The following is a 13,078-nucleotide window of genomic DNA, read 5'->3' as shown; positions in this document are numbered from 1 at the left end:
TTACCAGGACCTCCACGTTCGGCTGAGTACTTCTCGTTTCCATCCGCACACGGACTGTCACCGCGACTATACGGGCAGGGGCTCGGGGGCACAACCACACCGACCAACGGGGGAACAAGGCTTACTCGTTATGACGATCGATCCGCGCTCGCACACTCCGGTGTACGTGCAGGTGGCCGACCTGCTCCGAGCGCGCATCGAGTCAGGGGACCTTCTGGCGGGATCAGTCCTGCCCAGCGAGGCGCGGCTGACCCAGGAGTACGGCATCGGCCGGGAGGCCGTCCGCATGGGAATCTCGGTGCTGCGGTCCGAAGGGCTCATCAGGACGGTGCGGGGTCATGGCAGCTACGTCCGGAAGGCTCTTGAACGTCGGCAAGTCGAGCTTCCCGCTGGCGGATCAGTGATCGCTCGAATGCCGACCGGCCCTGAGCGCCACGGCATGGAACTCGACGAGGGCGTCCCTGTCCTTGAGGTCCGCGACCGCAAGGGCGACGTGAAGCTCCTGCCGGCTGACGAGGTCGAACTGACCCGGCCAACCTCGACCTGAGGCCTTCGAAGGAAGCGCGTCACCTACCCCGAGGCGTCGGTATCCCGACAGGTCGCTTCGAGCGTCGACAGGGCAGCGAACGTCACCATTGACCGGGTATGTTGCCGCTGATCGACTATGCCCAGTGGTATTGGGCAGTCTCACTCGGGGAGGACACGTGAGCGCCGCTCAGATCATCGCGCAGTTGGCCGCCGCAGCGAAGAAGTTGGAGGAGGCGCACACCAATCTCATGGCCGCGCGGCAGGCCGCCACCGAAGCCCAAGCCCTCGTCGCAGGCGCCTTACAGGGCAGCTCGGGGCAACTCACCGGCCACATCCACGGGTTGGCCGAAGCCATCGGCCAGGTGGCCAGCCGTACACCAGGGGCCAAGCAGCAGATCCAGACGACCATCGCGAAGGTCCAAGCGCTGGGAAACTGAGCGCGGGTGGTGGCAGCGAAACAGGCCCGCCACCCGCGGCGACACCCCCGCTACGACCAGCCGCGCCAACCGCCTCAGCGGATTTTCGGGCACGACGCGACAGGGCCGCGCGCAACCCGTCTGGGCCAGCACCTCGGCGGGAGCGGGTTTCCGCGGAAGCCGTGGGCTTCACTGCCGCCACGGGCGGCGCGTTGTGGGCTACCGTCTCCGAAATCATGCCGGTGCAGGCGAAGGCCATCGTCGGAACCCTCCTCGCCGTCGGGGCAGCAGTAAGTGCGGGCAAGTCGTGGCTCAACAACCGGCGAGCAAAGAAGGAACGAAATGAAGATCAGTAAGCAGGTTGAGCCATTGGTTCGCAGCGCCCTGGACGCAGCGGTCAAGCGAGACTTCGACCGGCTCGACGCGGCCTTGAAAGCTTTCCCAAATGACCAAGCGGTCGCGGAGGCGGTAGCGCTCGCGCTGTCTGTGATCCTTTATGTCCTACGAGACCTCCACCATGGGAAGCCGAGCAAACCGGAGACCGAGGCGATTGCCGCCGAGATTGCCCGGGGCGAGGCGTGGGCTCAGCCCACCGAGGGGGAAGTGAAGACCTTCCTTGTCAAGTTGGTCAACGGCGAGCCACTAGCTGAGGATCTCCCCAGCGAGAGCGTCATCGTCCTTGCGTTTGTATCTGCTGCGAGCCTACTGGCTTCCTGCCATCGCGAAGACGAGCAGTGGTGGGACTACCTCGACCGAGCGGAAACCGCTCTCGAAGCCGGCGCATAAACCCAAGACTGCGAGTGGGTCGGCGGGGTGGTCAACGCTGCGACGCACTTCGTCAGGCGTCGTTGACGGCGGTGTACCGGTTCTCGGGGCCCAACCCGAGCGGCGACGTGGAAGATCCTCCAGGCATCGAGATCGAGGGCTGCTGAGGTAGCAACGCTTGCCTTTTGACGCAACCACGGCTTGAGTCTACTGTGGATTTTTCCTCTGCTTCGGTGTGCCCCATCTCGGAAGGCCTAACCATGTCCAACGAGGCCCTCAAGCCCATCACGACGGGCTTTCCCATTATCGTCATGCAGGTCCGCGACCACGTGGCCATCGGCATAGTCGACATAGAGAACCTGCTGCACATGGTCAACGACCCAGCGAAGGTCGAGCAAGAAGCCGCCCGCGACACGAAGGCACGGCAGGAGGTGGACGGCTACGCTCGCATGCGCGCCGAGGTCCAGCGGGTCATTGGCACGGCAGCAAGTCCGAAGTCGAAGAACATCACCAGCTATGCGGACTACATCGCCGAGGGTCTGACCGGGGCGCTCGACGATGCCTGGTCAATCCCCCCTGTCACGCTGTGGTCCCCGCGCCCGCTCGAAATTCAGCCGGACGGTAAGGCTTTCCTCCCAATTCGAGATGGCTTGATCGCTATCGACGGCGAGACTCAGATCACCGCGCTCCACCGTATCAAGAAGCAATCGTCCCTATTTGGGCTTAGAGACTTTGACTTCGCAGGCGCGATGGTTGCCTTCGAGCTCTACCACGGGATCTCGACGCTTTCCGCGCGTCAGATTTTCCACGACCGCAACCTCAAGGGCGTCCCTGTCGATAAGTCGCTCGCGCTCTCTATGGACATGCGCGACTTCGCCACCAGCGTGACCCAAGCGTTGGTGGACTCGACTACGGTCATCGTAGACGGGGAAGAGACGGCTCTCGGAGATCTGATCCTGACCGGCAAGCGGCAGGTGGGGCCGAAGTCCCGCGAGTGGATGACCCTCTCCGGACTTCGGACCTTGGTCGTAACCACGATCCTCGGCAAGGCCGGCATCCACGCTGCCTCGGGTGATGTCGAGTCCAGCAACCTTCCCGAGGGCACTGACATGAAGGCCGTTAAGCACGAGACCGTCGAACGGCTCAGCGCGCTCCTCAAGGAGTACGCAGACCAGTTCCATGCCAAATCTGCGATCACCTCACCGGCAGTTCTAGCAGGTCTCGGGGCCTCGGTGCACCGATCAATGCCTTGGTGTACGACGGACAAGTTGACAGAAGAAAAGGACTTGGCCAATCTCCTTTTCAACATCCGCTGGGAACGCGAGGCGATGTTCTGGGGCGGCATCGCCGCAAAGGAAACTGGCAAAGGTGTCAGCTGGGCCGGTGGCGCCCGCGACTCGGGCCACAAGGTCTACGAGGCGATCAACAATCTGAACTCCGACATTGGCCTGAAAATCCGCGGCCTTACCAGGCAGCCCTAACAGCACGCGTCGGCCCCTTCTTTTCTCGATTGGGCAGGGGCTGACGCGGTGCCGTCATCGTAAGGTACCCAAGCTTCCAGGGCCGGGAGCTTGATCGCCTGCTTACAGGACCCAATGCCTCGCGGTGCCAGTGCTGGATTGCGGCTGGAAGCGAGAGGGTGCGCCCCGGCACAGCGCGGTCTCCGGAAAATCACCGCGCGTACTGAAGCGGTGTGGTCACGTAAGTCGTGCGCCCGTCACCGAGGAGGCTGCGAAATGGGCATTTCCTACCGACTGACCCTGGCAGGGAACATCCCATTGGATCAATTGGCAGAGCTCGCCGCTCCGGACGCCATCGATCCATCCAGGACAGCAGCCGGCTGCCATCTTCTCAGCTTTAATCTCTACGAGGAACGCGGCTATTGGCTCAGCATCCGCTCCGGCCGAAACGGCTACTACGACGCCGAAGATGATGGTGATCACTATTGAAAGTGGGAGCCGCCGGAATATGTCGATATCAGCTTTGACATGGCCAAGAATGACGCCACCGACAAGGACGTGCCGAACATGGTCGCCTCGGTGGCCAGAGTGTTGGCTGATCGCACCGAGGACGCGGCGCTGGTGCTGAACGGCGCATGGCTCCTGCTCACCCGCCTCGACGGGAAGCTGCGCATGCATCACAAGTCGAAGTGGTGGGTCCATCACGGCGTGCAGGACCTCATCCCCTGGTGAGGGCACGGACGTACGGTCAGCGGCGGGCGAGCCAGACCGTTCGCTCGGTGCGTACGCTGAGATCGTCGCGGTCGACCAGGCCCTCGACGATCGTCTCCAGGGCGGCCCGGTCGGCCGCCGACAGCTGCTCCTCCAGCCCGTGCCGCATCCGCGCCAGGGAGACCTGGGCATAGCGCGTAGCGGCTGCGGGCAGCGGCGGACGCAGGTCGATGTCGAAGTGCCGCTCGGCCACCGCCGTGAAGCCAGCCTGGTTCGCCCGGTCACCCCAGTTCTCGTGCATGTGCATGCCCGCCTCGTGCCGGCGCTTCGCCGCTTCGGCGTGCCCGCGCAGCTCCACGTCCTCGTCCGCAGTGCCGGTGAGGAAGCGCGGGAACGACTCCAGCTCGGCGATCACCAGCAGCCCGCCCGGCAGCAGCGTGTCGTACGCCGAGTTGAGCGCTTTCGCGGGGTCGGCCAGGTGGTGCATCGAGGCGGCGGCCCAGATCACGTCGGTCGGGCCGAGGTCGGGCCAGGGCTGGTCGAGGTCGGCCTCGACCGTGCGGATCCGGTCGCCCAGCCCGGCGGCGTCGGCCCGGCTGCGCAGGTGGGCCAGCATCTCCGGGGACATGTCAACCGCGGTGACCGTGGCGTCGGGCAGTTGCCGGGCCAGCGCCAGGGAGGCGGTGCCGCTGCCGGCCCCGAGGTCGACGATGCGGGGCCCGTCGGCAGCCTCGCGGCCGACCCAGCCGATCAGGTCGCGGAAGTAGTCGTTGAGGACCTCGGCGTCCAGGTCGAGCAACTCGATCATGTGGTTGTGGTCGTGGTCGTGTGCCATGCGGCAACAGTAGCGATTCTTTGCCTGACTGGCATAGTGTCTTGCGTATGAAGCAAGACAAGGATCTGGAGGCCCTGGTCCGGCAGCGGATCCGCAGCCTGCGGTTGCTCCGCGGCTGGTCGCTGGACGAGTTGGCCGGCCGCTGCATGATCAGCCCCTCCACGCTCAGCCGGATCGAGACCGGCCACCGACGCATCGCCCTGGACCAGATCGCCACGATCGCCCGGGTGCTGGGCACCACGCTCGACCGGCTGGTCGAGTCCGATTCCGACGACGACGTGGTGATCCGCCCGCACTGCAACGAGGTACGCGGCATCACCACCTGGATACTGTCCCGCGACAGCAGCCAGACCGTCAGCAAGATCCGGGTCACCCGGGACGTGCCGGCCGACCTGCGGGTGCATCCAGGGCGCGACTGGTTCACGGTGCTCTCCGGCACCATCGAGCTGCGCCTCGGCGAACGCACGATCCTCGTCGGCACGAACGAGGCGGCCGAGTTCTCCACCCTGGTCCCGCACGCGTTCGGCGCGCACGGCGGCCCGGCCGAGATCCTCTGCATCCTCGACCACGAGGGCGAACGCAGCCACCTGGGCCCGGAGCACTGACCAGGGGCCAGCAATACCCCGCAGTTTCGCTCAGCCTCAGGCAAACGGCACGGTGGGCACGGCGGGATCGCCCATCGCCACGTCGTCCACCCGGATGTTGATCTCGTCGACCCGCAGCCCGTACGCCTCGACCGCCTTCGTGACCGCAGCCCGGACCCCTTCGGTCACCTGCGGCACCGGCCGGCCGGCCTCGATGACGAGCACCAGGTTGACCACCGCCGCGCCGTTGGTGACGTGCGCCGAGCAGCCGCGCCGAGCGTCGCCCACCTGGTTCAGCCCGACCTTGTCGAGCACAGCGTTGAAGAACCGGGCCACGTCGCCGCCCAGTTCCGCCACCCCGGGAACGGACTTCGCGGCGGCCACCGCGATCTTCTCCACCACCTCGTCGGAGATCTGGGTCGTCCCGCCCGCCACCGCGTCCGGCGTCACCGACAGCTCCTGCGTCGCCTCGTCGCCCATGATCTCCCCAACTGCGCTCGCACCGCCCCACGGTGCCGTGGAGCGGTGCGATCGTACTAGTGCCGCGTCAGCCCTGGCGAGATCACCAACAGGCAGAGTCGATTGTGGTACGTTCGCCGTCGCAAAAGTGCTGCTGCGAACTGAGGAGGTGAGACCGATCAACGCTGTGACAGGTCGGGGCTCCCTCCCATTCACGGGCTAGGGAGTGCCGCAAAAGGCATCCTGAAAGGCTCTGAACACACATGCGCTTCACCTCCCAGACGTCGTCCGACGGCGTCACCGAACAGCTCTTCACCCTCCCCTTCACCTTCGGTGAGATCCCCGGCGTGCTGTGGACTCCGGACGGTGCCGCCGGGCCCCGCTCGCTGATCCTGATGGGACACGGCGGCGGCCAGCACAAGATGGCTCCCGGCATCGTGGCGCGGGCCCGCCGCTTCGCAGTCGAGTGCGGCTTTGCGGTGGTGGCCGTCGACGCGCCCGCCCACGGCGACCGGCCGCGAAGCGCGGAATTCGACCGGGTCACCGCCGAGCTGCGGACCCGCATGCAGACCGGGCAAGAAGCGACTCCGGTGTACGCCGAATTCCACGCACTCCTCGCCGCCCAGAGCGTCCCGGAGTGGCGGGCAGTCGTGGACGCGGTCCAGGAAGTCGACCATGTCGGCACCGGGCGTGTGGGCTACTGGGGGTTGTCGATGGGTTGTGGGCTCGGCGTCCCGTTCGTCGCCGCCGAGCCACGCGTCCGCGCGGCAGTGCTGGGCTTGAACGGGGCGGAGACCTCGGCTGAGGCAGCCGCACAGATCACCGTCCCGGTGGAGTTCCTGGTGCAGTGGGACGACGAAAAAGTGCCCCGGGGGGCGAGTTTGGCGTTGTTCGACCGCTTCGCCTCAGCCGAGAAGACGCTGCACGCCAACCCCGGCAAGCACGTGGAGGTGCCGATGTTCGAGGTCGACAGCACACTGCGATTCTTCGCCCGGCACCTGAGCTGACACCCCGGTTGTCCGCGACGCGCTGATCGGGTTCCGCGCCCGATCAGCGCGTTCGGCGCAAACTGGCCAGCCCAGTTCGGTGGGTCCGCAGTGGACGCCTCAGGAACGAAGCTGGGCGAGCAGTTCGTCGGCCGCCGCGTACGGGTCGAGGGCCCCCTCGGCCACCTTCGCGGCGAGCGTCGGCAGCTCCGTACCCTCGCGCAGCGAACCGATCCGGGCGCGCAGCACACCCAGCGCGATCGCCTCGATCTCGGCGGCGGCCCGCGCCTCCCGGCGGCGGCGCAGCTCGTCGTGGCGCTCCAGCCAGTCACGGTGCTTGTCGATCGCGGCGGCGATGTCGTCGATCCCCTCGCCCCGCGAGGCGACGGCCCGGACCACCTGCGGCCGCCAGTCGTCGGGCCCGCGCTCGCCCAGGGCGATCGAGCCCTGGATGTCGCGGACGGTGGCGTCGACACCGTCCCGGTCGGCCTTGTTGACCACGAAGACGTCGGCGATCTCCAGGATGCCGGCCTTGACCGCCTGGATGGCGTCGCCCATGCCGGGGGCGAGCAGCACCAGCGTGGTGTCGGCCAGCGAGGCCACCTCCACCTCGGCCTGCCCGACGCCGACGGTCTCCACCAGCACCACGTCACAGCCGGCGCCCTCCAGCACCCGGACCGCCTGCGGGGTGGCCGCCGACAGCCCGCCGAGGTGACCCCGGCTGGACATCGACCGGATGTAGACGCCCGGGTCGGTGGCGTGGTCCTGCATCCGGACCCGGTCGCCGAGGATCGCCCCGCCGGTGAACGGGCTGGACGGGTCGATCGCCAGCACCCCGACCCGGTGCCCGCGCGCTCGCAGGGCCCGGACCAGCTCGTTGGTGGTGGTGGACTTGCCCACCCCGGGCGAGCCGGTCAACCCCACCACCTGGGCCTGCCCGGCGTACGGGGCGAGCGCCGCCGCCACCTGCGGCAGCACCTCGTCGCCGGACTCCACCAGGGTGATCAGCCGGGCCACCGCCCGGGGATCACCGGCACGGGCCCGCTCGACCAGCATCGGCACGTCCCGGCTGCGGCGCACCGACGGCACGCCGGCGGCCGGGACCTGCCCGACCGTTCCGCTCACTGGGCCATCTTCCTTCGCGACTGCGGGGCTCGCACACCCCGCTCACTCCTCGCACTCACTGGGCCATCTTCCTTCGCGACTGCGGGGCTCGCACAACCCGCTCACTCCTCGCGTTCACTGGGCCATCTTCCTTCGCGACTGCGGGGCTCGCACACCCCGCTCACTCCTCGCACTCACTTGTGCTCGCCGGGGGCGGGGACGTGGATGATCAACGCGTCGCCCTGGCCACCGCCGCCGCAGAGCGCCGCCGCACCGGTGCCGCCGCCGCGCCGCTTCAGCTCCAGCGCGAGGCTGAGCACCAGCCGGGCACCGGACATGCCGATGGGGTGGCCGAGCGCGATCGCGCCGCCATTGACGTTCACCCGGTCCGGGCTGATGCCCAGGTCACGGGTGGACTGGATACCGACGGCGGCGAACGCCTCGTTGATCTCGACAAGGTCGAGGTCGGCAATGCCCAGGCCGCCCTTCTTCAGGGCGTGGTTGATCGCGTTCGAGGGCTGCGAGTGCAGGGAGTTGTCCGGCCCGGCCACGTTGCCGTGCGCGCCGACCTCGGCCAGCCAGGTCAGGCCCAGCTCCTTGGCCTTGGCCTTGCTCATCACGACCACGGCGGCGGCGCCGTCGGAGATCGGCGAGGCGCTACCGGCGGTGATGGTGCCGTCCTTGGCGAAGGCCGGGCGCAGCCTGCCCAGCGACTCGACGGTGGTCTCCGGCCGGATGCCCTCGTCCTCGCTGATCACCAGCGGGTCGCCCTTGCGCTGCGAGATGATCACCGGAGTGATCTCGTCGGCGAAGTGGCCGTTCTTCTGGGCGGCGGCGGCCCGCTGGTGGCTGGCCACGGCGAACGCGTCCTGCTCCGCGCGGGTGATGCCGTGCCTCGCCCCGTGCCGCTCGGTGGACTCCCCCATCGAGCAGCAGTCCCAGGCGTCGGTGAGCCCGTCGAGCGCCATGTGGTCCTTGATCGTCACGTCGCCGTACTTGTAGCCGGCGCGCTGGCCGAGCATCAGGTGCGGGGCGTTGGTCATCGACTCCATGCCGCCGGCCACCACGATGTCGAACTCGCCGGCCCGGATGAGCTGGTCGGCCAGGGCGATCGCGTCCAGGCCGGAGAGGCAGACCTTGTTGATGGTCAGCGCCGGAACGGACATCGGGATGCCCGCCTCGACGGCCGCCTGCCGGGCCGGAATCTGGCCCGCGCCGGCCTGGAGGACCTGGCCCATGATGACGTACTGCACCTGCTCGGGGGCGACCCCGGCGCGTTCCAACGCGGCCTTGATCGCGACGCCGCCGAGCTTCGTCGCCGGAAGGTCCTTGAGGTTGCCGAGCAGGCGACCCATCGGGGTCCGCGCGCCGCTGACGATCACCGAAGCCACTGCTTGCCTCCGAGGGGGATGCCGAACCATGCACCTTAACGATTGTTTGGTTACCCAGGTGTTCGGTCAGACTAGCGTCATGCCTGAGAACTTCCCCGCCGAGCCCACTGCTGACTTTGCCACAGACATCGGCCTGCGCCGCATCGACCATGTCGGGATCGCCGTCGCCGACCTGGACGCCGCGATCGACTTCTACCAGCGGACCTTCGGGATGCGCTGCGTGCACACCGAGACCAACACCGAGCAGGGCGTCCGCGAGGCGATGCTGGCCGTCGGCCCGACCGCCGAGGGCGGCTGCGTGCAACTGCTCGCCCCACTGACGCCCGAGTCGACGATCGCCAAGTTCCTCAACCGCAGGGGCCCGGGGATCCAGCAGGTGGCGTACACCGTGGCGGACCTCGACGTGGCCTGCGCGGCGCTGCGCGAGCGGGGACTGCGGCTGCTCTACGAGACCCCGCGCCGGGGCACCGCGAACTCCCGGGTCAACTTCGTCCACCCGAAGGACGCCGGCGGTGTCCTCGTCGAGTTGGTCGAGCCCGCCCCGAAGTGAAAGGAAGGGCCCACTGGTAACGCCTGCGGTTGCGCCACCAGCCCCGCGAGCGCGGCGGTGCGCGGTTGAGTGGCCGTCCGGGCAGCTCCACGCATCGGCCGATGTGGTTTTTCACAGAGCCTTCCCACCCTAGCTACCGTTCAGTAACGTCCGGCCTCAGTAGGTGCGCGCCGGTCCCGAACGGGTCGGATCCCGACGAACGGGAGGGTCACTGTGCAGGACATCCTCGAAGCGATCATGGCGGCGGAAGGCTCCGACCAACCCGGGCAGCAGCTCGCCGGCCTCGCCGACCTGCCCGTGCCCGAGAGCTACCGGGGGGTGGTGGTGCGCGCCGAGGAGGCCCGCATGTTCGAGGGTCTGGCCACCCGGGACAAGGACCCACGCAGGTCGCTGCACGTCCAGGAGGTGCCGACCCCCGAACTGGCACCCGGCGAGGCGCTGATCGCCGTCATGGCCAGCGCGATCAACTACAACACCGTCTGGACCAGCATCTTCGAGCCGATCCCCACCTTCAAATTCCTCCAGCGGTACGGCCGGCTCTCCGCGCTGACCGCCCGCCACGACCTGCCGTACCACGTGGTGGGCTCGGACGCCGCGGGCGTGGTGCTGCGCACCGGGCCCGGGGTGACGAAGTGGTCCGCCGGCGACGAGGTGGTGGCGCACTGCCTGTCGGTGGAGCTGGAGGACGCGGCCGGCCACGACGACACCATGCTCGACCCGCAGCAACGGATCTGGGGCTTCGAGACCAACTTCGGCGGGCTCGCCGAGTTGGCCGTGGTCAAGGCCAACCAGCTCATGCCCAAGCCCCGCCACCTGTCCTGGGAGGAGGCCGCCAGCCCCGGGCTGGTCAACTCCACCGCCTACCGGCAGCTCGTCTCGCACCACGGGGCGAACATGAAGCAGGGCGACGTGGTGCTGATCTGGGGCGCCTCGGGCGGGCTCGGCGGGTACGCCACCCAGCTGGCGCTCAACGGCGGCGCGATCCCGGTCTGCGTGGTCTCCTCGCCGGACAAGGCGGAGCTGTGCCGGCGGATGGGCGCCGAGCTGGTGATCGACCGCGCCGCGGAGGGGTTCCGGTTCTGGTCCGACGAGCACACCCAGGACGCCGACGAGTGGCGTCGCCTCGGCGAGCGGATCCGGGAACTGACCGGCGGCGAGGACCCGGACATCGTCTTCGAGCACCCCGGCCGGGAGACCTTCGGCGCGAGCGTCTACGTCGCCAAGCGCGGCGGCACCATCGTCACCTGCGCCTCGACCAGCGGCTACCAGCACCAGTTCGACAACCGCTACCTCTGGATGCACCTCAAGCGGATCGTCGGCAGCCACTTCGCCAACTACCACGAGGCGTGGCAGGCCAACCGCCTCGTGGCGCTCGGTCAGATCCACCCGACCGTGTCGAGGACGTACGCGCTGGAGCAGACCGGCGAGGCGGCGTACGAGGTGCACCGCAACCTGCATCAGGGCAAGGTCGGGGTGCGCTGCCTCGCCCCGGCCGACGGCCTCGGCGTGCGGGACCCGGAGCTGCGCTCCCGCCACGAGGACGCGATCAACCGGTTCCGCGGCCACTGAGCCCCTATCCGGCGCGGCCGGCGCGCCGCCGCCGGTCCGCACCGGCCTCCGGACCGTCCGGGGGATGCCCGAACGGTCAATTCGGTGATAGCGCATTGCCTTTCGACAGGGGTCGCCGCCGCCCCTTTTGCGCGCTGAAGGCGCGGGGTCGACAAAAGGTCGTGGGCCACACCCCCGCACTTTTCCCCGCTCGCCCGGCAGGCCGCCGACCCACCCGGGAGCTGCCAAGATCGCCAGTCGGCGTGACCCGGGGACGGCGGCCTGTTGACCATGTAAAGAGGACACGAAAGCGGCGCACCGCTCTTGCGAAGCACCCCGGGGCGTCTGCGAGTATGTCCCAATGCCCCAGCAGCAGTCCTCCCCTCTCGCGTTCTTCGATAACGCGAACTCGCAGCCAGATTTCACCGTTGGCCTGCGCGGATACAACGTCGGGCAGGTCGATGACTTCATCGGTCGACTCACGGCCGCGCTGACCCAGTCCGAGCAGGCCCGCGCCGAGGCTGAGCAGCGGATGAACGACGCCCAGCGGCGGCTCCGCCAGGCCGAGCAGCGCCAGAGCGCCTTGGAGCAGAAGCTCGCCGAGACCAACAAGCAGCTCGAGGAGAACAGCCGACCGACCCTCTCCGGCCTGGGCACCCGCGTCGAGCAGATCCTGCGGCTGGCCGAGGAGCAGGCCAACGACCACCGCAACGAGGCCAAGCGCGAGTCCGAGGGCATCCTCTCGGCGGCCCGCCTGGAGGCCCGCGAGATCACCGACAAGGCCCGCGCCGAGGCCGCCGCGATGAAGGCCACCGCCGAGCGCGAGGCCGGTAGCGTCCGCACCGTCGCCGAGCGGGAGGCCGCCGAGGTGCGCGTGCAGGCCCGCCGGGAGGCGGACACCCTGCGCGCCGACGCCGAGCGGGAGACCAAGCAGCTGCGCACCGTCACCGCGCACGAGGTCGCCGAGCTGAAGTCGACCGTCGAGCGTGAGGTCGCCACCCTGCGCGCCACCGCCGAGCGGGAAATCACCCAGCAGCGGGCGAAGGCCGCGCGGGAGGCCGAGGAGAAGCGCGCCGAGGCGACCAAGCTGCTCACCGACGCCCGCGACAAGCGCGACAAGGACCTCCAGGCCTTGGATCTCCAGCTCGCCGAGCGGCGCGAGAAGTCCGAGCGCGAGGAGTCCGAGCGGCACGCCACCCAGGTCGCACAGACTCAGAAGCTGGTCGGCGAGGCCGAGCAGCGGGCTCGGGCCGCCCAGGAACGGGCCAAGGAGATCGAGCAGCGCGCCGAGGCCCGCCGGGTCGAGTCCGAGCGTTCCGCCAACGACACGGTCGAGAAGGCCAAGGCGCTCTCGGAGAAGACCCTCAACGAGGCCAAGTCCGAGGCGAAGCGGGTGCTCACCGAGGCCCGCACCGAGGCCGACCTGACCACCCAGGCCGCCCGCCGCGAGGTGGAGGGCCTCACCCGCCAGAAGGACGCTGTCACCTCGCAGCTCGGGCAGATGCTCTCCGGCCTCGCCGGCATCGTGCCGGGCATTCCGGCGGCGCCTCCGCAGGCCAAGCCGGAGGCCGCCAAGGACGACACCAAGGACGAGCGGGCCACTGCGGAGCCCGCCGGCTGATCGACCGCAGGGCCGGGGCATGACACGGCGCGGGGTGACACCGGGTGACCGGTCAAACCCCGCGCCGTATCCGTTTCCCAACCCTTGACATCACCGGCTGCGACACACGTGAAGTAGGTC

The 13,078-nt window shown here is 68.6% G+C and carries 13 protein-coding genes and 1 pseudogene; 10 read left to right on the top strand and 4 right to left on the bottom strand.

Features of this window, described 5'->3' with window-relative positions:
• Nucleotides 1-130 precede the first annotated feature (130 nt).
• The 5 genes and pseudogenes from SNR22_RS17145 to SNR22_RS17125 all read left to right on the top strand — a co-directional run bounded on the left by SNR22_RS17145 (nt 131) and on the right by SNR22_RS17125 (nt 3,901).
• A complete protein-coding gene (locus tag SNR22_RS17145; protein WP_320067584.1) occupies nt 131-547 on the top strand; it encodes a GntR family transcriptional regulator in 417 nt (138 codons plus the stop codon).
• A gap of 157 nt (nt 548-704) precedes the next feature.
• A complete protein-coding gene (locus SNR22_RS17140; RefSeq protein ID WP_320067583.1) occupies nt 705-965 on the top strand; it encodes a DUF6244 family protein in 261 nt (86 codons plus the stop codon).
• A 321-nt stretch (nt 966-1,286) separates the two neighbouring features.
• Nucleotides 1,287-1,730, top strand: coding sequence for a hypothetical protein (locus SNR22_RS17135; RefSeq protein ID WP_320067582.1), 444 nt, complete (start codon nt 1,287-1,289; stop codon nt 1,728-1,730).
• A 239-nt stretch (nt 1,731-1,969) separates the two neighbouring features.
• Nucleotides 1,970-3,190, top strand: a complete 1,221-nt coding sequence (locus SNR22_RS17130; RefSeq protein ID WP_320067581.1) for a DNA sulfur modification protein DndB — start codon at nt 1,970-1,972, stop codon at nt 3,188-3,190.
• A gap of 255 nt (nt 3,191-3,445) precedes the next feature.
• Nucleotides 3,446-3,901: pseudogene (locus SNR22_RS17125) on the top strand (SitI3 family protein).
• 16 nt (nt 3,902-3,917) lie between these two features.
• On the opposite strand, the gene SNR22_RS17120 reads toward SNR22_RS17125, so the two are convergent.
• Nucleotides 3,918-4,715: a class I SAM-dependent methyltransferase gene (locus SNR22_RS17120; RefSeq protein WP_320067580.1), complete on the bottom strand. Its 798-nt coding sequence runs from the start codon at nt 4,713-4,715 to the stop codon at nt 3,918-3,920.
• A 47-nt stretch (nt 4,716-4,762) separates the two neighbouring features.
• Here SNR22_RS17120 and SNR22_RS17115 point away from each other — a divergent pair, with 47 nt between their 5' ends.
• Nucleotides 4,763-5,320 (top strand): helix-turn-helix transcriptional regulator, encoded by a 558-nt coding sequence (locus tag SNR22_RS17115; protein WP_320067579.1) that lies wholly within the window; start codon nt 4,763-4,765, stop codon nt 5,318-5,320.
• Nucleotides 5,321-5,356: 36 nt separating this feature from the next.
• Here the strand turns inward: SNR22_RS17115 and SNR22_RS17110 are convergent, their stop codons facing one another.
• Nucleotides 5,357-5,779, bottom strand: coding sequence for an Asp23/Gls24 family envelope stress response protein (locus SNR22_RS17110; RefSeq protein ID WP_320067578.1), 423 nt, complete (start codon nt 5,777-5,779; stop codon nt 5,357-5,359).
• Between the two features lie 242 nt (nt 5,780-6,021).
• Between SNR22_RS17110 and SNR22_RS17105 the strand changes: the two genes are divergently transcribed.
• Nucleotides 6,022-6,765, top strand: coding sequence for a dienelactone hydrolase family protein (locus SNR22_RS17105; protein ID WP_320067577.1), 744 nt, complete (start codon nt 6,022-6,024; stop codon nt 6,763-6,765).
• Between the two features lie 99 nt (nt 6,766-6,864).
• Here SNR22_RS17105 and meaB read toward each other — a convergent pair whose 3' ends face one another.
• Both meaB and SNR22_RS17095 read right to left on the bottom strand, forming a co-directional pair.
• Nucleotides 6,865-7,800, bottom strand: coding sequence for a methylmalonyl Co-A mutase-associated GTPase MeaB (meaB, locus tag SNR22_RS17100; protein WP_320067686.1), 936 nt, complete (start codon nt 7,798-7,800; stop codon nt 6,865-6,867).
• A gap of 242 nt (nt 7,801-8,042) precedes the next feature.
• Nucleotides 8,043-9,239 carry an acetyl-CoA C-acetyltransferase gene (locus SNR22_RS17095; RefSeq protein ID WP_320067576.1) on the bottom strand — a complete coding sequence of 399 codons (1,197 nt, stop codon included), beginning with the start codon at nt 9,237-9,239 and terminating at the stop codon, nt 8,043-8,045.
• 79 nt (nt 9,240-9,318) lie between these two features.
• Between SNR22_RS17095 and mce the strand changes: the two genes are divergently transcribed.
• From mce to SNR22_RS17080, 3 genes are all read left to right on the top strand, one after another.
• Nucleotides 9,319-9,789 (top strand): methylmalonyl-CoA epimerase, encoded by a 471-nt coding sequence (gene mce / locus SNR22_RS17090; protein ID WP_320067575.1) that lies wholly within the window; start codon nt 9,319-9,321, stop codon nt 9,787-9,789.
• Nucleotides 9,790-10,002: 213 nt separating this feature from the next.
• Nucleotides 10,003-11,358, top strand: a complete 1,356-nt coding sequence (gene ccrA, locus SNR22_RS17085; RefSeq protein WP_320067574.1) for a crotonyl-CoA carboxylase/reductase — start codon at nt 10,003-10,005, stop codon at nt 11,356-11,358.
• Between the two features lie 340 nt (nt 11,359-11,698).
• Nucleotides 11,699-12,958, top strand: coding sequence for a cell division protein DivIVA (locus tag SNR22_RS17080; RefSeq protein ID WP_320067573.1), 1,260 nt, complete (start codon nt 11,699-11,701; stop codon nt 12,956-12,958).
• The last annotated feature ends 120 nt before the right edge of the window (nt 12,959-13,078 follow it).

Origin of the sequence: Micromonospora sp. RTGN7 (genome assembly GCF_033804645.1) — a bacterium.
Classification (GTDB): domain Bacteria; phylum Actinomycetota; class Actinomycetes; order Mycobacteriales; family Micromonosporaceae; genus Micromonospora.
The sequence above is the reverse complement of the archived record's forward strand: the minus strand, read 5'-3'. Positions and strand labels throughout refer to the sequence as shown.

What these genes read in the sequence shown, in the direction of transcription:
- SNR22_RS17135 (WP_320067582.1), top strand. Translation starts at nt 1,287, where the DNA reads ATGAAGATCAGTAAGCAGGTTGAGCCATTGGTTCGCAGCGCCCTGGAC.
- mce (WP_320067575.1), top strand. Translation starts at nt 9,319, where the DNA reads ATGCCTGAGAACTTCCCCGCCGAGCCCACTGCTGACTTTGCCACAGAC.
- SNR22_RS17110 (WP_320067578.1), bottom strand. Translation starts at nt 5,779, where the DNA reads ATGGGCGACGAGGCGACGCAGGAGCTGTCGGTGACGCCGGACGCGGTG.
- SNR22_RS17145 (WP_320067584.1), top strand. Translation starts at nt 131, where the DNA reads ATGACGATCGATCCGCGCTCGCACACTCCGGTGTACGTGCAGGTGGCC.
- SNR22_RS17080 (WP_320067573.1), top strand. Translation starts at nt 11,699, where the DNA reads ATGCCCCAGCAGCAGTCCTCCCCTCTCGCGTTCTTCGATAACGCGAAC.
- SNR22_RS17105 (WP_320067577.1), top strand. Translation starts at nt 6,022, where the DNA reads ATGCGCTTCACCTCCCAGACGTCGTCCGACGGCGTCACCGAACAGCTC.
- SNR22_RS17130 (WP_320067581.1), top strand. Translation starts at nt 1,970, where the DNA reads ATGTCCAACGAGGCCCTCAAGCCCATCACGACGGGCTTTCCCATTATC.
- SNR22_RS17115 (WP_320067579.1), top strand. Translation starts at nt 4,763, where the DNA reads ATGAAGCAAGACAAGGATCTGGAGGCCCTGGTCCGGCAGCGGATCCGC.
- meaB (WP_320067686.1), bottom strand. Translation starts at nt 7,800, where the DNA reads ATGCTGGTCGAGCGGGCCCGTGCCGGTGATCCCCGGGCGGTGGCCCGG.
- SNR22_RS17120 (WP_320067580.1), bottom strand. Translation starts at nt 4,715, where the DNA reads ATGGCACACGACCACGACCACAACCACATGATCGAGTTGCTCGACCTG.